At 41.4% G+C, this 19604-nt stretch carries 13 protein-coding genes and 1 pseudogene; 12 read left to right on the top strand and 2 right to left on the bottom strand.

Annotated features, from left to right (window positions below):
• The first annotated feature begins 53 nt into the window (after window positions 1–53).
• On the top strand, window positions 54–1070 hold the full coding sequence (locus tag NSTC731_RS13155) for a glycoside hydrolase family 43 protein (protein ID WP_445631192.1): 1017 nt from the start codon (window positions 54–56) through the stop codon (window positions 1068–1070).
• Here NSTC731_RS13155 and NSTC731_RS13150 read toward each other — a convergent pair.
• Window positions 1064–1384 (bottom strand): annotated as a pseudogene (locus NSTC731_RS13150) (DUF4383 domain-containing protein); the annotation flags it as partial. The gene NSTC731_RS13155 and the pseudogene NSTC731_RS13150 overlap by 7 nt on opposite strands.
• Window positions 1385–1664: 280 nt before the next feature.
• Here NSTC731_RS13150 and NSTC731_RS13145 point away from each other — a divergent pair.
• From NSTC731_RS13145 to NSTC731_RS13105, 9 genes are all read left to right on the top strand, one after another.
• Entirely contained in the window at window positions 1665–1796 is a 132-nt protein-coding gene (locus NSTC731_RS13145) for a hypothetical protein (RefSeq protein WP_445631191.1), read from the top strand.
• A 658-nt stretch (window positions 1797–2454) separates the two neighbouring features.
• Window positions 2455–4890, top strand: coding sequence for a UDP-galactopyranose mutase (gene glf, locus NSTC731_RS13140; protein ID WP_445631190.1), 2436 nt, complete (start codon window positions 2455–2457; stop codon window positions 4888–4890).
• 419 nt (window positions 4891–5309) lie between these two features.
• Window positions 5310–7514, top strand: coding sequence for a family 1 glycosylhydrolase (locus NSTC731_RS13135; RefSeq protein WP_445631189.1), 2205 nt, complete (start codon window positions 5310–5312; stop codon window positions 7512–7514).
• 126 nt (window positions 7515–7640) lie between these two features.
• Entirely contained in the window at window positions 7641–8627 is a 987-nt protein-coding gene (galE, locus tag NSTC731_RS13130) for a UDP-glucose 4-epimerase GalE (RefSeq protein ID WP_322736221.1), read from the top strand.
• Between the two features lie 119 nt (window positions 8628–8746).
• Window positions 8747–9703, top strand: a complete 957-nt coding sequence (gene uvsE / locus NSTC731_RS13125) for a UV DNA damage repair endonuclease UvsE (protein ID WP_445631188.1) — start codon at window positions 8747–8749, stop codon at window positions 9701–9703.
• A gap of 82 nt (window positions 9704–9785) precedes the next feature.
• Complete coding sequence (locus NSTC731_RS13120) at window positions 9786–10658, top strand: isoaspartyl peptidase/L-asparaginase family protein (RefSeq protein WP_445631187.1); 873 nt, start codon at window positions 9786–9788, stop codon at window positions 10656–10658.
• 251 nt (window positions 10659–10909) lie between these two features.
• Window positions 10910–12181 (top strand): ATP-grasp domain-containing protein, encoded by a 1272-nt coding sequence (locus NSTC731_RS13115; protein ID WP_445631186.1) that lies wholly within the window; start codon window positions 10910–10912, stop codon window positions 12179–12181.
• A gap of 14 nt (window positions 12182–12195) precedes the next feature.
• Window positions 12196–12402: a hypothetical protein gene (locus tag NSTC731_RS13110; protein WP_445631185.1), complete on the top strand. Its 207-nt coding sequence runs from the start codon at window positions 12196–12198 to the stop codon at window positions 12400–12402.
• 138 nt (window positions 12403–12540) lie between these two features.
• Complete coding sequence (locus tag NSTC731_RS13105) at window positions 12541–13269, top strand: DUF72 domain-containing protein (RefSeq protein WP_445631184.1); 729 nt, start codon at window positions 12541–12543, stop codon at window positions 13267–13269.
• A gap of 20 nt (window positions 13270–13289) precedes the next feature.
• On the opposite strand, the gene NSTC731_RS13100 is transcribed toward NSTC731_RS13105, so the two are convergent.
• The gene (locus tag NSTC731_RS13100) at window positions 13290–14753 is read right to left on the bottom strand and encodes an MFS transporter (protein WP_445631183.1); all 1464 of its coding nucleotides are present in this window, start codon (window positions 14751–14753) and stop codon (window positions 13290–13292) included.
• 922 nt (window positions 14754–15675) lie between these two features.
• Here NSTC731_RS13100 and NSTC731_RS13095 point away from each other — a divergent pair.
• Complete coding sequence (locus NSTC731_RS13095; protein WP_445631182.1) at window positions 15676–17421, top strand: KAP family NTPase; 1746 nt, start codon at window positions 15676–15678, stop codon at window positions 17419–17421.
• Window positions 17422–17645: 224 nt separating this feature from the next.
• The gene (gene crtO, locus NSTC731_RS13090) at window positions 17646–19346 is read left to right on the top strand and encodes a beta-carotene ketolase CrtO (RefSeq protein ID WP_445631181.1); all 1701 of its coding nucleotides are present in this window, start codon (window positions 17646–17648) and stop codon (window positions 19344–19346) included.
• The last annotated feature ends 258 nt before the right edge of the window (window positions 19347–19604 follow it).

The raw sequence follows: 19604 nt of genomic DNA, 5'->3' as shown, positions 1-19604 counted from the left end.
GCCAGACTACTAGTGGAAGAAAGATTTTTGTCATTATTCGATAGATAATTAAGATGCAAACCTACACTAATCCAGTCTACAAAGGTTATTTTGCCGATCCTTTTGTTTGGCAACACGAAGGCGTATATTATGCGATCGGCACTGGCGCAGCAGAAGCAGAAGGAACGGTAGATGAAATAGCGGACGCACCAAATGTTAACTCCAATAAAAAATCCTGTGTCTTTCCTCTGTTACGCTCTTTCGACTTTGTGAATTGGGATTATGTTGGGAACGCGCTACAGCGGCCAGATCCCGCCCTTGGCGATAATTTTTGGGCCCCCGAAGTTGCTTACTGCAATCGCCAATTTTATCTCTACTATTCTGTAGGGCATGAAGACAAAAATCATCAGTTACGTGTAGCTACAAGCGATACTCCGTTAGGGCCATATCAAGATGTTGGTGAGCCAGTCGTAGATCCAAAATCTTGTCCTTTTGCGATCGATCCGCACCCATTTCAGGATGACGATGGACAGTGGTATTTGTTTTACGCCCGTGATTTTCTGGATACATCCGATGGAGTGCGTGCTGGCACAGCATTAGTTGTAGACAAACTCCAAACCATGACTAAACTTGCTGGTGAAGGGAAAGTGGTTTTACGGGCGCGATCCGATTGGCAACGTTTTTTAGCTAACCGTTTGATGTATGGTGAAATCTATGATTGGCATACTTTAGAAGGTCCCTGCGTTCGTAAGCATGAAGGTAAATACTACTGCTTTTATAGTGGTGGACGCTGGGAAACTGAGAACTACGGCGTAGATTATGGCGTTGCTGACAACGTGATGGGCCCTTACTCTGATGCAGGTAACGAAACCGGGCCACGGGTGCTAAAGTCTGTTCCTAATTTTGTCATCGGGCCGGGACATAATTCTATTGTTCTTGGGCCAGATGGTAAGACTGAGTATGTTGTCTACCATGCTTGGACGAAAAACATGGATATGCGGCAAATCTGCTTAGATATGCTGATATGGAAACCAGAAGGACCATCTTGTAATGGCCCTACCTGGACACCGCAGACTATCAGCAACTATTGAAGATTTTGCGATACATTAACACCGCTAACTTTGGCTGGTATAACAACGCTATAGTAGCCAGCTGCGATCGCTGCTAATGCATTAAGCAAAACATTAGCACCGAACAATGGCATTAAGCCAAAAAATGTCTTACCCAAAGGCAACAATCCAACGATTGCCAGCAAGGCATAAGAAACTGCAAAACCACGATTGAATAGACGCGCAGTGGTAGTATTGTTGTAAGAAGTAATTCCTAACAATCCTACGGCGCAACGTACAATGTTATGCAAAAAGTTGGTAGGAATTGCACCAAAGATATAACCAAAACCCGCAGATACTTGCATTCATTACTCGTAATTCCTTTGACTAATGGAGTGATAACTAAAGTTTTAGCTAATATGAAACTTGCAATTATCTGTCACAGGTTTCAATGTATTCTCTGTCAGTAGATTTAAGATTGAGTTTGAGATTTTACATCTCAATTAATAATTTTAATTAAAAATATAATTACATCATTAATAAAGAAGCGCTCAACTTTTCAATCCAGAAAATTTGCTAGTTAATTTATTAATCTTGAATGCTACTAAAAAGCAACATTATGAGTTTTGAATATCAATGCTTATACTTGCTGCATTACCTATTTTCTTAGAGAAATATTTAGATAAAAGCGATCGCTTCACGGATTGGCATCATTGGAAGCGATCGCGTGAGGTTTATGAATTGAATTACGAGCAATTGTACATATAGCCAAAAAGCTTTTAACCTACCCAAGGCTGAGAGAATATATATATCATCAGGGTGAAATTTATAATACTTGTTTTTCAGAAACCAACAATAAAAGAAATTACTTCATTTACTATAGGTTATAAAATAATTGTTACAACAATATGTATCCTAAATGACAAAATAATGTAGATATTGTAAATAAATATTTTTTTATGTTTAAAAAATAGCTAGTTCGTATATACTGTCATATTCTCCAAATTAATATGAATAACAAAGCAAATTAATAAATAACCAGAGATTATTAATTTTAATACTAGAAATAATTATTTTCATGATGTTGTGTACGAAACCGAACAGACAAACATAATTATATTTGCATAGGTTTATAACTAAAAAAACGTTACATAAATCAATAATCAATGAATTTCAGCTCAAGATATAGTGCTTAAGACTTAATCAAGAAAGTAATTTTATATTTATTTGGATAGATGAAACAATTAGATATAAAACAGTATTTTATTCTTGGTGCAACAAAGTATTGATGAGACCGATTCAATATTGAAAAGCAGCAAAATATGTTGCAAGCTTTTGCCTGGAAGTAAGCTTGGTGTTGCTTTACATAGAAAAGGTATTAGCGTTTAGCTAGTCAGAATTAATAATTTAAATAATGAGACGAACTATGGCAAGTGAAAAATCTCAAGTCAAAAACAACGGTGTCAGCAATGTTATTTCGTCGAAGCAGCGTAAAACAAAGCGATCGCAGCTAGCCCAAACGCAATCATCGAGTACATCACTGCTGAATTTAACTTCGTCTAACAAAAAAGTTCAATCAACAGAAACCTTTAAAGACACGCCTGATATAGTTTGTTTATCTCATTTGCGTTGGAATTTCGTCTATCAAAGACCACAACATCTTCTTAGTCGCTGCGCCCAAGGAAAGCGAGTGTTCTTTATTGAGGAACCAATTTTCTCTGAAGAACCGTTGGCAAGGTTAGATGTAAACCAAGATTCTCATGGAGTAGTTGTGGTTGTACCACAGCTGCAACAAGGTTTAAGCGAAGAAGCAATCAACGCAAATTTACAAGCACTAATTAATAATTTATTTGCAGAGCATAATATCAACAAATACATTTGTTGGTATTACACACCAATGGCGATCGCTTTCACGCGCCACTTGCAACCCCAAGCCGTGGTGTATGATTGCATGGATGAATTGTCTGCATTCCACGGCGCATCACCTACTTTAAAGAATTACGAAGCCGAACTATTCAGCCGTGCAGACTTAGTATTTACAGGGGGACAAAGCCTTTACGAAAGTAAGGTGAACCAGCACCCCAACGTTTATGCCTTTCCCAGCAGTGTAGATGTCCCCCACTTTGGTCAGGCGAGAAATCTTCAAGAACCAGAAGATCAAGCTCATATTCCCCATCCTCGCCTTGGATTCTTTGGCGTAATTGACGAACGGATGGATATTGAACTGCTTGCTGGTATTGCCGAAGCCCGTCCTGACTGGCATCTAGTAATTATTGGGCCAGTTGTCAAAATCGATCCCGCAACTCTGCCACAGCATGAAAATATCCATTATCTCGGTGGCAGAGACTATAAACAGCTACCTGCCTATTTAGCAGGGTGGGACTTGGCAATGTTGCCGTTTGCGCGTAATGAGTCAACACGTTTTATTAGCCCTACCAAAACTCCAGAGTATCTTGCCGCAGGTAGGCCTGTAGTATCTACCTCAATTCGTGATGTAGTGCGTCCTTATGGAGAGTCAAAACTGGTGCGAATTGCAGACACAGTTTCTGAGTTCGTTACCGCCGCAGAACTTGCAATGCAAGAGGATACCCCAACCTCAGAATGGCTGAGTCGAGTAGATGCCTTTTTAGAAAAGATTTCTTGGGATCGCACTTGGGCATCAATGATGAAGCTGATTGACTCTGCCATTGCAGCGCGTAATGGTGAAGACAAAGCTAACTCCACAGGTGCGGCTGGTAAACAAGCACCAAATGTGATTACCAGAGATTTTGTCTTCGATTACTTGGTTGTCGGTGCTGGTTTTTCTGGTAGCGTCATTGCTGAACGTTTGGCAACTCAAGGTAAAAAAGTGCTGGTTGTAGACAAGCGCAACCACATAGGCGGCAATGCCTACGATCGTTATGACGATCATGGCGTTCTCATACACAAATACGGCCCCCACATCTTTCACACCAATTCCCGCGAAGTTTTTGAATACCTCTCGCGGTTTACTAAGTGGCGGTCTTACGAGCATCGCGTCCTTGCCAGTGTAGACGGGCAACTTGTTCCGATTCCGATCAACCTCGACACCATCAACAAGCTGTATGGCATGAATCTCAATTCATTTGAGGTGGAAGAGTTTTACAAATCGCTTGCTGAACCAATGGAATACATCCGCACTAGTGAGGATGTGGTGGTGAGCAAAGTTGGGCGAGAACTGTATGAAAAGTTTTTCCGAAATTATACGCGCAAACAATGGGGACTCGACCCATCGGAACTTGACAAATCAGTAATTGCCAGAATTCCCACCCGTACCAATCGTGACGATCGCTATTTTACCGATAGCTACCAAGCGATGCCGCTACACGGCTTTACCCGGATGTTTGACAATATGCTAAATCATCCGAACATCAAGGTAATGCTAAACACTGATTATCAGGAAATTCAAAAAGCTATACCTTGCCGGGAGATGGTATATTCCGGGCCAGTTGACGAATTCTTTGATTATCGCTACGGCAAACTACCATATCGTTCGCTTGATTTCAAGCATGAGACGCATAATACCTCAGTGTTTCAATCAGCACCAGTCATCAACTATCCCAATGAACAGCTTTATACGCGTGTGACAGAATTTAAATATTTAACTGGTCAGGAACACTCTAAAACAAGTATTGTTTATGAGTTTCCCAAAGCTGAAGGAGACCCTTATTATCCCGTACCGCGTTCTGAGAATCAGGAAATTTACAAGAAATACAAGGTGCTGGCAGATGAAACTCCAGGGATCTATTTTGTGGGGCGGCTAGCAACCTACAAGTACTACAACATGGATCAATGTGTTGCTCAAGCTCTAGCTGTGTACAAACAAATTGCAGTTAAGGCTTGAATAATTTGTAATTCGTAATTGTTATGGACATTAGGGTATGTTTTCAAATTACTCGTTTAGCCTCCTAATTTTTTAGATCCTCCTAAATGCCCCGATAAATTGGGGGACTTTAAGAGATTCTTAGCCCCCCAATTTATCGGGGGTTAGGGGGATCTAAGACTTTGAAAACACGCCCTAGTTCTAACGCACTGAAAATTTAGCATGGTGCGTTAGCCTCCGGCATAACACACCCTACTGGCGTGTCAAGGCTAAATTTGTGCATTAGCAAACTCTTGTGGGGTGGGCATCTTGCCCGCCCGGACGGGTGTCCTCACCCGTCCCACAAGAAAATTTATTGCAACATTTAAGGTTTGCCACGCCACTACAAAACTGAAAAAGAACGCATCAAATAAATAAAATATCAGCTTGAGTTGTAAATTATGGCTTTTGCTTTCAAGACACTCAACACTCCTAAATCAAAACTTGCCCTAGAAGTTTGGGCTGGTGTCGAGTGTACGGTTAATCGTGTGGGTGAAGAGTATTTCGATCAGTTAGAACGCAATGGCCATGCAACCCGCTTGGATGACCTAGATTTATTCGCCCAACTTGGCATACACGCTATCCGCTATCCAGTGCTTTGGGAGAGGATAGCGCCAAATGGTTTAGAGAATGCTGATTGGTCGTGGGCGGATGAACGGCTGGGACGCTTGCGCGAACTCGGCATCCGTCCGATTGTGGGATTAGTGCATCATGGCAGTGGGCCGCGTGATACCAGCTTGGTAGATCCAGAATTTTCTGAGAAACTAGCGGTGTTTGCTCGTGCAGTTGCAGAACGCTATCCTTGGATAACACATTACACACCTGTAAACGAGCCACTGACAACAGCGCGATTCAGTGGGATGTATGGTCACTGGTATCCTCACGGAAAGGACGATTTAACCTTCGCCCGTGCATTGTTAGGAGAGTGTAAAGCGATCGCTCTTTCGATGCAGGCAATCAGAGAAGTCAATCCCAACGCCCAACTCGTACAAACTGAGGATTTGGGTAAAACTCATAGTACGCCAAAGCTGGCTTATCAAGCAGAATTTGAGAATGAACGTCGCTGGTTGAGTTTGGATTTATTATGCGGTCGAATCAACCCAACTCATCCGATGTGGAGTTACTTGCGCGACTGTGGCATCAGCGAGACTGAACTTGAAGAATTTTTGCAATATATCTGTCCACCCGACATTATCGGCATTAACCATTACCTGACAAGCGAACGCTTTTTAGATGAAAACCTAGAAAACTATCCAGCTTGGACGCATGGTGGCAATGGTCGAGACAAGTATGCAGATGTAGAGGCAGTGCGAGTTTGCGCTGAGGGTTTGGCAGGGCCGCGAACATTGCTCAAAGAGACATGGGAACGCTACAAACTACCCTTTGCTGTCACCGAAGTTCACCTGAGTTGCACCCGTGAGGAGCAGCTACGCTGGCTCAATGAAGTGTGGAATGCAGCCCAAGAATTACGAGACCAGGGCGCAGATGTTCGTGCTGTGACTGTTTGGGCACTTTTGGGCAGCTACGATTGGAATAGTTTAGTGACTCGCTCGGCAGGATACTACGAGCCAGGTGTGTTTGATTTGCGCTCGCCACAGCCTAGACAGACAGCGATCGCTAAGATGGTGCAGGATTTAGCCACTGGGCATAAACCCAATCATCCATTACTTGATACACCAGGATGGTGGCATCGACAAGAGCGCCTATTATACCCAGCCGTCAGTTGTCGCATATCTCCCCCATCTCTCCCGTTTTCCTCCCCTGCTTCTCTTCGTCCCTTGGCGATCGTGGGAGCTACAGGAACTCTAGGCAAAGCTTTTGCTCGGTTGTGTGAAGTGCGAGGAATTTCATATTGCCTGCTAAGACGGCAAGATATGGATATTGCCAATCCTGCTTCCGTCAATAAAGTACTTACCGAGTTACAACCGTGGGCAGTTGTGAACGCTGCGGGATACGTGCGCGTGGACGATGCCGAACGCGAACCCGATGTTTGTTTAAAGGTAAACGCTGAAGGGGCAGCGATTTTAGCTGCTGCTTGCGCTCAACATAATGTGGCGCTGCTAACTTTCTCTTCAGATTTGGTATTCGATGGTGCTGAGTCTAATCCTTATGTCGAAACTGATACCGTTGCGCCCCTCAATATATATGGGTGCAGCAAAGTTTTGGCAGAAAAGCTGGTATTGCAGGCTCATCCAGCATCGCTAGTGATTCGCACCAGCGCATTTTTCGGCCCGTGGGATGATTATAACTTTGTGACGATCGCCCTACGACAATTAGCTGCTGGTAATACTTTTGTCGCAGTCGAAGATGCGATCGTCTCGCCTACTTATGTACCCGATCTTGTCCATACCAGCCTTGATTTGCTGATTGATGGCGAGAATGGTTTGTGGCATTTGGCTAACAAAAGTGCTATAGCTTGGTCTGACTTAGCGCGACTGGCGGCGAAAAAAGCAGGTGTGAGTGTCAGCAGTCTAATTGCTCGTCCGACACAAGAACTTGGTTGGATTGCTCCCCGCCCAGCTTACAGCGTTCTTGGCAGCAATCGAGGTGAATTAATGCCACACCTTGATAATGCAATTTCTCGCTACTTGGAAGAAAGAAATTAGTGGTCTGGTTAGCAATCTAATTTTAAGGGTAGACAAGGGGACAAGGGGGAATTATTGAACGAAGTCTCTCCCTTGTCTACCTTGTCTCTTCCCCATTCCCCATTCCCGATTCGCCATCGCAAAATTATGTCAACTATTTTAGTAACGGGAGGAGCCGGATATATTGGCTCCCATGCTGTATTAGCTCTGAAAAACGCAGGTTATGAAGTAATTGTTTTAGATAATCTGTCGAACGGACATCGAGAACTTGTAGAAGAAGTTTTACAGGTAAAATTGATTGTTGGAGATATGAGCGATCGCTCTCTTCTTGATGACATATTTTCAACTCACAATATAACTGCGGTTATGCATTTTGCTGCTTATATCGCAGTGGGTGAATCTGTCACCGATCCAGCCAAATATTACCAAAATAATGTTGCAGGCACTCTGACACTTTTAGAAGCAATGATTGCTGCATCAGTTAATAAATTTATCTTTTCTTCTACTTGCGCTCTTTATGGTGTACCAAAGTTTGTTCCTCTTACCGAAGACCATCCGCAAGATCCCATTAGTCCTTATGCTACTAGCAAGTGGATGGTAGAGCGGATATTATCAGATTTTGATGCAGCCTACAATTTGAAGTCTGTACGTTTTCGCTATTTTAATGCCGCAGGTGCTGACCCTAATGGGTTGCTGGGTGAAGACCACGAACCTGAAACTCATCTCATACCATTAGTACTACTAACTGCTTTTGGTAAGCGTGAATCTATTCTGATTTTCGGTACTGACTACCCTACCCCAGACGGAACTTGTATCCGCGATTATATTCATGTGACTGACTTGGCACAAGCCCATATTTTAGGTTTGGAATATCTACTCAAAGGTGGAGAGAGCGAAGTATTTAATCTAGGAAATGGCAGTGGTTTTTCAGTCAGAGAAGTGATAGAAACTGCTAAAGAGATAACAGGCAAAGAAATTAAAATAGAAGAACGCGATCGCAGGCCAGGGGACCCTCCTATTTTAGTTGGCAGCAGCGACAAAGCAACTAAAATATTGGGTTGGCATCCAGAGTATCCTAATTTGAACGAAATTATCGCCCATGCTTGGCAATGGCATCAACAACGACATAAATAAAGACATTTTAAAACATCCTGTAAGGCTTAGGAATTCATTCTTTCGGTACTCGTAAACCAATGGTAGAACTTGTTTAAATTAAAGAATGGCTTAAAACAAGTATCAGTTAGTATTAGTTAATGAGCGTAATCGAGTTTCAAAATTTACCTAATGCACAGCAGTGTCAAAAAAGTATACTGCCCTCTTTAGGGCTAGTTTGCATCACCTCGGACAAACAAGTGCGCTTTCGGACAATGACACGCACCCGATACTTAAAACTTTCCCTTAGCGATCGCGAAAGTGCCCTGAGTGAACTGTATCGGCATAATTTACAACGCTTACATGATGCTCTCTCCTTTTGTCAGCAGAATAAAATTCAACTTTATCGGATGTCTTCTAATTTATTTCCCCTAAGTGACTTAGAAGACAAAATCGGCGCAAATATATTAGAAGCAATGAGCGCTGATTTAGCAGCAATTGGTCAACGAGCGAATGCATTGGGCATCAGAATGGTGTTGCATCCAGATCAATATGTAGTGCTGAGTTCTGATTCCCCGGAAGTAGTACAGGCAAGTATCAATAATTTAGCAGGACATGCACGTATACTTGACTTACTGGGATTACCGCGATCGCCTTGGTCATTGATGAATATTCATGGTGGCAAATCTCAACGGGCTGAACAACTAGTAAAAGTAATTTCCGAACTACCAGAAAACATCAAAAGTCGCTTGACTTTAGAAAACGATGAATACGCCTATAGTGCCGATGAAATTTTAGCAGTATGTCAGCAAGCTGATGTGCCGATGGTATTTGATGCCCATCACCATATTTGCCACGAAAATTTGGATAGCTACGATCGTCCGAGTGTAGCATCCATGTTTTACGCAGCGCGAGAAACTTGGAAAAATCCAGATTGGCAATTAGTCCATATTTCCAATGGTGAGCAAGCTTTCAATGACCGAAAACACAGCGACTTGATTACCGATATGCCTCACGTCTACTACCAAGCACCGTGGATTGAAGTCGAAGCCAAACAAAAAGAAGAAGCGATCGCACTTTTGCGTTCTGGGTGGCTAACGAACAATAATTGTATGTAAATTTGCGATCGCTACAACTAATTGACGAACCTGTGAAGGCGATTGCAGTCCGACAAAATTCATACTAACAAGAAGAAATTATATGACACCGACCATCATTGTCCACGGTGGAGCAAAAACCATCACAGACGACAAAGTTGCAGCCAATAATGCAGGCTGTACAGCAGCAGTAGAGGCTGGTTGGGCTGTGCTAATTAGTGGGGGTACAGCCGTCGAAGCTGTGGAAGCAGCTACTCGTGTTTTGGAAGCTGACCCGACATTTAACGCTGGTCTTGGCGCAACTCTCAACAGCGACGGAGAAGTGGAGTTAGACGCGGCAATTATGGAAGGCTCTTTAAGTTGGGGAGCAGTTGCAGCAGTTCAAGGTATACGTCATCCCATCTCGGTTGCCCGAAAAATTATGGATGAAAAACCCAGGCTGCTAGTAGCGCGGGGTGGAGAACGTTTCGCCATAGATTGTGGTGCTGAAATGTGTAAAAAAGAAGACTTAATAGCCGAAGAACAATGGCAGCAGTGGAAGGAAGATCGGGAAGTTATCGATCGCCCCAACACCATAGGTTGTGTAGCTTTGGATACTAGCGGCCTCTTAGCTGCTGGTACTTCAACTGGCGGGACTACGAAGCAGCAGCAAGGTCGCGTCGGTGACACTGCGCTTGTTGGCTGTGGCTTGTACGCTGATAATAAATTCGGTGCTTGCTCAACAACAGGCGATGGCGAGTCGATTATCCCCGTGGTTTTGGCTAAAACTGCGATCGATTTTTTGAGTGGCGATCGGCATCCAGATGAAGCCGCACAAATGGCAATTGACGCTTTGGTTTCTAAGGTTAAAGGTGAAGCTGGGTGCATCCTCATAGACCGTCAAGGACGCGTTGGCTGGGCGTATAACTCATCACACATGGCTTGTGCTTATATGACCGCAGGACAAGACAAGGTGGCTGCATTTACTAAGAAATAACTCCTACCAATTCGTAATTCGTAATGACGCTCCTGCATCGCTAACGTAATTCGTAATTGGTAATTTGTAATAGCCTGAGCAAGGTTAATCCTAACGTAATCCGTAATTCAGAAAGTAACATTTGATCTAGATTTTAAAGTTTGAATGTGTAGCTTTATTTTTTGAAATTGATGTTACTCATAAAAAAAAAGGAGACTTGTTTGCTATCAACAACCGCATCCCTCGATGAATGCGGTTTCTCGGAGGACTAGATGAATTCAAAATATAACTTTCAATACTTTCAAGGGAATTCTCTTTCTGACTTGTTTGCTCTTGATATCACAGATGCATCTTATGGGTTTATCCTGAATTACCCTGCAACTGCCAGTTGGGCTGCTTATCCTAACCGAAAAAAATATTTTCTTCAAGATGGCAGTAGTGAAGCCACCAAAACCTCCTTCGACAAGATTTGTCAGAAGGAACCGTGGAAAAATCTGGCTGTATTAGGCGATCGCATTCCTGGAATTGTGATTATTCCACCATCAAAATCTCTGCTTGAATACTGGCAAGAGCATTTTGGCTTCAGCGACTCCAATCGATCGATGATGGATTGCTCAACTTATTTGGATGACCTCAGCCACAGCGAACGCTTTGACAAACTGATCGCGTTATTTCCTTTTGATTGCCTAAAACCTGAAAAACACGCTGTTGATTCAGACACTCATTACCGCTTACTCAGCAAAGTAACTTTAGCCGAATTGGGGGTGCAATGTCCAAAATACGAAAGCTACAATTTACATAAAGTCAATCTCGAAGAGATTCAATTACCACAATTTCCCTACTTAATTAAAACGTCCCACGGACTCTCAGGGGAAGGCACTTATATCGTCAAAAGCCTCAACGATTTGAACTACTGCTTTGAGGAAATCAGGAAATACCTCAATATTAAGTCGCTCGATTGGATTATTGTCTCGGAGTTCGTCAAAAATGAGGTGCAGAATTACTGCGTACAGTTTTATGTCAACAAAGCGGGAGAGATAACCCTCATTGGCACTACCAGCCAACTCGTCACTCCAGAAGGTAACTATTTAGGCGGACTAATTGACTACCGCAACACTGACACGAGCAAGTTCTTTGAGATGATTGCTGCCATTGGTCAGTATGCTTACAAACAAGGTTATTTTGGCGTGATTGGGTTCGATGTGCTAGAAGATCGAGACGGAGAATGTTATGCGATCGATGCCAATTTCCGAGTTAATGGATCGACTCCGTTGTGCTTGCAGCGTCACACCCTACTGGGACTAGGAAAGGAAGTTGCTAAATATTCTAGTAGCTACCGTATGGAAGGTACATTAGATTCAATTTTAGTCACCTTAAAACCAGAACTAGATCGCAAGGACTTAATCGTTCTGTCGGCTTTAGAAAGGGTCAAATACGGAAAAATCTACACCGAAATATATGCGATCGTCACTGGAGAAACTATCCAGGAAATGCAGCATATCGAGCAGAAATTACAGGATAAGGGATTGCGAGCGAATCCTTAAACAGGAGGCGAGACATGAAATTTCAAATAGAATGTAATACAGGCAAAATTAGCAAAAGATGTTTAATTTGTCAGCAAACCTCTCAAGCAGATGAAGCTAGGTTAATTGTATGCAATGACCAAGGCGAAAGCTATGGAGATATATGCCATCAATGTATAGCTCAGGGCGGTAATTGGGTTAAATGTCAACTCCAAAAATTCAGCCAGAAACTACTAGCTTGAAAATTATTTTAAGGATATTAAAGGTTTGTAGTAAGCGGCTGTAGCCTTTAAAATAGGGCTATAGTCGCTTACTACAAGCAAATTTAATTAATTTTACATTCAATAACATTAGGAGAATAATATAACTGAGATAACTAAATGAGTAAACTACAAATCGGTACTAGTGGTTGGGTTTATAAGCATTGGATGGATATTTTCTATCCACCACATTTGGCTAGTGACCAGCAACTATCATTTTACGCCCAACATTTTGCTACTGTAGAAATTAACTTTTCCTTTTATCGTTTGCCAGAACGGTCTGTCTTTGAAACTTGGTGTAGGCAAACACCATCTAACTTTATTTTTGCTGTTAAAGGTAGCCGCTATCTCACCCACATGAAGAAATTAAAAGACCCGATAGAGCCGCTATCTCGCCTAATGGAACGCGCATCTGGATTGCAAGAAAAGCTCGGCCCTATTTTATTTCAATTTCCTCATACTTGGCAGATTAATATTGAACATCTTCAGCCCTTTTTAGAATTACTGCAAACCTACCCTCAACAAAGATTTACAGTTGAATTTCGTCATTCAAGTTGGCTGATTCCACAAATTTATCAACTACTAGAAAGTACAGGTGTAGCTCTTTGTCTACCTATCAGCCCAACAGTTCCTCTTGATATCTGTTTGACTGCCCCTTGGACTTATATCCGTATGCACAGTGGGCAATGGAACGTAGGTTATACCGATGAAGAATTATCTACATGGGTTGAACGTATCCGTTCATTTCTAATCCAAGAAATTGACGTTTACGTGTATTTCAACAACGACCCCGATGGAAACGCTATTCGTGATGCTCAACGACTCTATAGTTTGCTGGGATGTTGTTGAAATACATAATTGAAAACTGATTATTCCACTTCTATCAGATCGGTTGACTGCTTCATTGGGAATAAGAATCGCATTAGCTGGCCTAGTGGTATAGAGCGTTGCTCCTGAACAAAAACTAAGGGTACAAGTGCAGCCATGCGTAGTAAGCCTGAGATAACAAACAACCCCAGCAAACCCGCAACACCGGACAGAGTTGCTAGAAAGCTACCGACAGTAATACCCATTGCTCCAGTGATACCAGCAATTGCAGCTGCGATCGCAAAATAACTCGACTGATGACCCAACGGTGCTATTCCCATCATCAAATTGTTGGTACACAAATCAATTGCTGCCCACGTTGCGCCAGCTAGTATGTGCAACAAGGGTAGCCAGATCCAAAAAGAAATGCGATCGCTTCCAACCAAAAGCCACAGCAGAGGTGTCACCGCCACCAAGACTCCCACTAATAGTAGTAGTGGGCGATTCCCAATCCGGTCGGCCAGTTTACCCCACAAAAGCAGCATTAGCATATTCGCACCAGTTCCTAAGCCGTGATAAATCGTTACTACACTAATATCTATATCCAGGTTATCCAGCATATAGAGGTTAAAGAAAGGATTGCTGATGTTAACAGCAAAGCACCAAATGCTCAGGTAAAGCACAAACTTCAAAAAATTAGCATCTTTAAACAAGCTCAAATCTATTCCTTGGGGCTGTGAGTGTGATGTGTCTGAATCCCCAACTTTTAAAAGCTGCGGGTTTATATCAGTCATCCAGAACTGACAGCCCACACTGATTAGCCCTAATATGATTCCTATAACCAAGACAGTGCCATAACCTTGAAGGGTTCCACCAGGCCAAGCTGATACCGCTAAACCTAGTAGAGGCACACCAACAAGGTTAGTCAAGCCGAGAATACTATTGCGAAAGCCGAAATATCGCCCCCGTAACCGTTGAGGTACTAACACAGCTGACCACCCAAGCCAAGGCGCACGACCAAAAGCTTCGATGATATTAGCTACTAAGAGAATTGCCAATGTCAACTGTACTACTTGGTATCCAGTAATACGAGATGAAGTAACCAACCAAATCGCTGGCAGAAGAACCAACCATAGCAGCCGCGACGGGATGAAAATACACATAAAATACCAACGGAAGCTGGTACTTCGATTTACCAAATACGCTCCCAGTGGTTGGAGCAGATTCACCATCTGAGGGATGGCGGCGAGTAGACCAATTTCGGCTGCCCCAGCGCCTAACTCTAGCAAGAAATTACTGAGCAACGCGCCGCCGATGATACTATAAAGAACCGCAGCAAAGACACTTTCAAAAGTTAACGCCCTGAGACTTTGGCGAATTTCTGGCTTAGGAATTTTTAGAAACAGTTTTGGAGTTGGGAAAAGTACCGTCTCTGTTAATGCCCTATCCTCTGAGATTTCTTGAATAGGGACAGGGGGAAGAGAACTAGCTTCTACTGAAATGTCATCTTCTTGGGGCTGAACCATATTATCTAGTTAATATTTAAAGATTTAAATTGTTATAGCTCTGATTAACCAAAATTAGTAAAACTTATATATGATTTCGTCAATAAGTCTAAGGCATTGCAATTGCTTACTTGTCCAGAAGGCTATAGGACTCATATTTGATTTCTGAAAAAGCTCAGTAGAACTATGAAGCCTTCTTTCCCCTTGCAAGAGTGCCTATTGCCTATTCCCTGTCTACGCAAATCAGTATGCCTACACCACGCTCCGCGAACAGAAATCAAAGCGAATTGCTATAGTTCATAGTAAGTATTGACTATAAATTGCTTTAACAGAAATCACTAACATATAACTGCGGTTTGGCTTCTATAAAATAAGTCAGTTCTTTAACGTATTGCTTACAGATTTCGCTAGAAGCTTTCGGATAAAATAAATTTAGCAGTTAATTAATATTCTCCGAATATAAAATAATAGGATTTTTTCAAAATCATTCTTGAGAATTAATACCTTTATATAGAAATCCTAAGATTTAGCTTATACTAGTACACATAGATAGAAATCATGCTGCATTTATATAGCTAATAGTTGAATTTAAATTGAACTTCTTTAAGTCACGTTCTTAAATGATGTATAGAAAAAATTTACCAGATATGCTATTTATAGCAGTTTCCAGCCAGATAAGGTATAGAAAAAATAATTAACTACAGATGAAAATATATCCTTGTAGGGGTTCATATCTGTGCGCTCCTACCCATATACCTCATTCAAAGGAGAATAGCTATATCTTATGTCTATTTAACCTCCTCACCCCAGCGATGCTAAATATCTAATCTATAACCAATTACATAAGTCTTGATAAAATTATTTCACCGGAAATTTCTATCGTGAGGTATGACTGCTTATCCTTATAAATGTGCCAGGATCGCAACATTAGTCAAATTTTTTTATGGCACAGACAGAAATTAACGACATATCGGCAGATAGCTCCTTAGTCGATCCAGAAAAAGACCTTTTAGGACATGCGAACTTTGCCAAGTATTTAGCGGAAAGTATTTGCAGAATGACCTATCCTGAAGGTTTCGTTATTGCAGTTTACGGTTCTTGGAACTCTGGCAAATCTACACTATTAAACTTTGTAGTTCACTATCTTCAGCAAAAGCCAGAGGAGGAGAAACCAATCATCGTTCCTTTTAATCCCTGGTTATTCTCTGGACACCAAAATATTACAAGGCGCTTTTTTGATCAATTAAAAAATGTTTTAAGCCAACAGTCATCTGTGCCAAAAGGCTTGAGAGAGAGAGTAGCTGATTTTGCCGCTGTTATTTCAGACATTCCTTTACCTTATGCTCAAACAGGCAAAGCATTAGCGGCATTATTGGATGAGAAGGACAAGGAAGCTGGTGAATTAAAAGAAGAAGTAGAAAACACATTAGTACAGCAACAACGGCGAATAGTTGTAACAATTGACGATATCGATCGGTTGGCTGCGGAAGATATTAAGCAGTTATTTCGTATTTTCAAAGCAATGCGGAATTTTACTAATCTTGTCTATCTTATGGTTTTTGATAAAGAAGTTGTAATCAGAAAAATTGCAGATACTAAAGAAATATCTGAAGAAGCATATTTAGAAAAGATTATTCAAGTTAGTTTTGAGTTACCTAATCCTGATAAAATCTCGCTTCGGAGGCTGCTTTTTGAAAAGCTGAATTATATATTTTATCAAACACCAAAACAACAAATTAACCAAACTCGCTGGGGTGATATTTACTTTCAAGGAATAGAACATTTTCTTACTAGTATCCGCGATATTACTCGTTTTATTAACACTTTAACAGTGACGTATCCAGCAGTAAAAGATGAAGTAAACCCTGTTGATTTCCTTGCCATTGAGTCTTTGCGAGTCTTTTGCCCAAAAATTTATAGTATAATCCATCAAAATCCTCATATTTTTGTAGGAGAGGTAAAGCTTTCAATAGACGAACTCAAGAATCTTCTGAATACCTGGATTGCTCAACTGCGAGATGAAGACAAGCAGCCTATTAAAAACCTGCTAATGCACCTTTTTCCTAAGTTAAAATTCATTATGGATAATACTTCTCTAGATGAAAAGCAATTGGAATGGCGCGAACAGCTACGTGTGTGTAGTTTAGAAATATTTCCTATTTACTTTCGTCTGTCGTTATCAGCAAGTGAATTGTCTAATATTCAGATAAAAATTATCCTTGGTTTGGTGGAAAATACAGAAAAACTTAGAAATTATCTGATAAAACTTGCTAAACAAAAACTTCCAAATGGCACAACGCAAGCCAGGGTGTTCATAGAAAATCTAGAAAATTCCACCGAAGAAATTCCTGTGAATTACATCCCTTCAGTTGTAGAAGCTTTGTTTGATCTCAGCGAGCAATTATTATCTCAAGATGATGAATCTCATAGCATTCTTGCTTTTAGCAATGAAGTTATTATTAGTCGTTGTATCTCGCAACTCTTGCGTCAAATCAATGAAATATCCCGGTTTGAGTTGCTCAAAAAAGTAATTATCCAAGGGAAAGCGTTACCAATAATTAATCATGAAATTGCAATACTAAAAGAGCAACAAAGTCAATATGGTACAGATAAATCTAATTATGAAGAAAAATGGCTTGTGAACGCACAGCACCTCAAAGAACTAGAAGAAATAACTAGAAAAATATAGGTAAAAACTGATACCATCTATCAAAAATATAAAATCTGGATTTATTTATAGTGTTTCTTAGTTGGGTACAACATAGTAACAAAAGTGGGTTAAAAATAAATTTCCTTCTTGGCGATCAAAATACTACTACTAGATATATAAATATTCTATAACCCACGAAAGATTTAGATATCTGCAACACTTTCTAATATCAGGGAATATACTTTACTTACCACATTGCAGTCATGGAATCGTATGACGTTGTAATTATTGGCGCTGGTCATAATGGCTTAGTTTGTGCTGGCTACCTGCTAAAAGCTGGTTACAGCGTCCTGTTATTAGAAGGGCGATCGCTCCCTGGTGGCGGTTCTACAACTGAAGAACTTATGCCTGATGAAGCACCTGGTTTTAAATTTAGTCCTTGCGCGATTAACCATCTGTTTATTTTCTTAGGGCCAGTCATCCAAGAGTTGGAACTGCATAAGTACGGCTTGGAATATCTTAGCTGCGATCCAGTTGCCTTTTGCCCTCATCCAGATGGGAAGTATTTCTTAGCTCACAAATCGGTGGAAAAAACTTGTGCCGAAATTGCCCGTTACAGTCAGCGTGATGCTGAAAAATACGCTGAATATGCCGATTTTTGGCAGCGCTTTATCACAGGAATTGCTCCTTTCTTCAATGCACCACCCAAATCAATTGTTGATATTGCTGGTAATTACAATCTCAATAGTCTGCAAGACTTATTTTCCCTTCTAGGTGGCTCTAACACAACCCTTGATTTACTCCGTACCTTACTCAGCAGTGCCACAGATAATATTAACGAGTACTTCGATTCTGAGTTTGTCAAAGCACCTCTGGCTAGACTCTCAGCCGAACTAAGTTCCCCTCCCTCACAAAAAGCTATGTCCTTTGGGGCGATGATGATGATGTTGCGTCATAATCCCGGTATGGCAAGACCGCGTGGTGGTAGTGGTGGACTTGTGGAAGCTTTGGTGAAAATGGTAAAAGCTGAAGGTGGTACGATTCTCACCGACCAAAAGGTAGAAAAAGTATTGGTAGATAATGGTAAAGCAGTTGGTGTGCGGGTTGCTGGTGGCAAAGAATATCGTGCTAACAAAGGTGTAATTTCAAGTATTGATGCCAAGCGCTTATTCTTGCAACTGATGGATAGTAGCGATGTCGATAATAGCGATGGCAACTTGCGCGAAAGGTTAGACCGCCGCATCGTCAACAACAATGAAACCATCCTCAAAATTGATTGTGCTTTATCTGAACCGTTGCGCTTTGTCCACCACAATCATCAAGATAATTATCTAATGGGCTCTATTCTGATTGCTGATTCCGTCAATCATGTAGAACAAGCTCATAGTCTGATTACTCTGGGTAAAATTCCTGATGAAGATCCATCGATGTATGTGGTAATGCCTACCGGACTCGATCCATCGATGGCACCAGAAGGCAAGCATACATTATGGATAGAGTTTTTTGCACCTTATCAAATTGCTGGTGCAGACGGTACAGGTTTAAAAGGTACGGGTTGGACAGATGAACTAAAAAACAAAGTTGCAGACAAAGTGATTAATAAACTGGCGCAATATTCCCCCAATCTGCAACATTCAATCATCGCTCGTCATGTGGAAAGTCCGGCTGAGTTGGGAGAAAGGCTAGGGAGTTACAAAGGTAATTATTACCACATTGATATGACCTTAGAACAAATGCTTTGCTTCCGTCCGTTGCCGGAATTAGCTAACTACAAAACACCAATTGATAACTTGTATCTTACTGGTGCTGGAACTCATCCGGGTGGTTCAATTTCCGGTTTGCCGGGACGTAACTGTGCGCGTGTGTTTTTGCATAATGAGCAACCCATCGCCCAGAAAATCAAGGAAGCCGGAGGTTCCATCAAATCTGCTCTTACATCTGTCTTAAGGAGTGAATCAGACTAAGAGACTGTTTATAAAAAAAGTAAATAGCATTAGGAGATTGCGTCATTTGAAAGTTGATTATGAAGTATTTAAACGGCTACAAATGATGTTTGGTAAGCTTTTTGGAAAAAGTTGCTAATGCTTTTTAGTCGAAACTATCAAAAGTCTAGACAATGCCCTGAGATACTTCCCGTGACGCTTTTAGATTCCCCAATAGACAGAGAACTGCAACCGTAATAGTAACTAAGATGTGGGTGTAGTAGAGTTATTCAGGAATAT

The organism is Nostoc sp. DSM 114167 (assembly GCF_052692655.1).
Note: the sequence above shows the minus strand (reverse complement) of the source record. Positions and strands in the feature narration are given on the sequence as shown.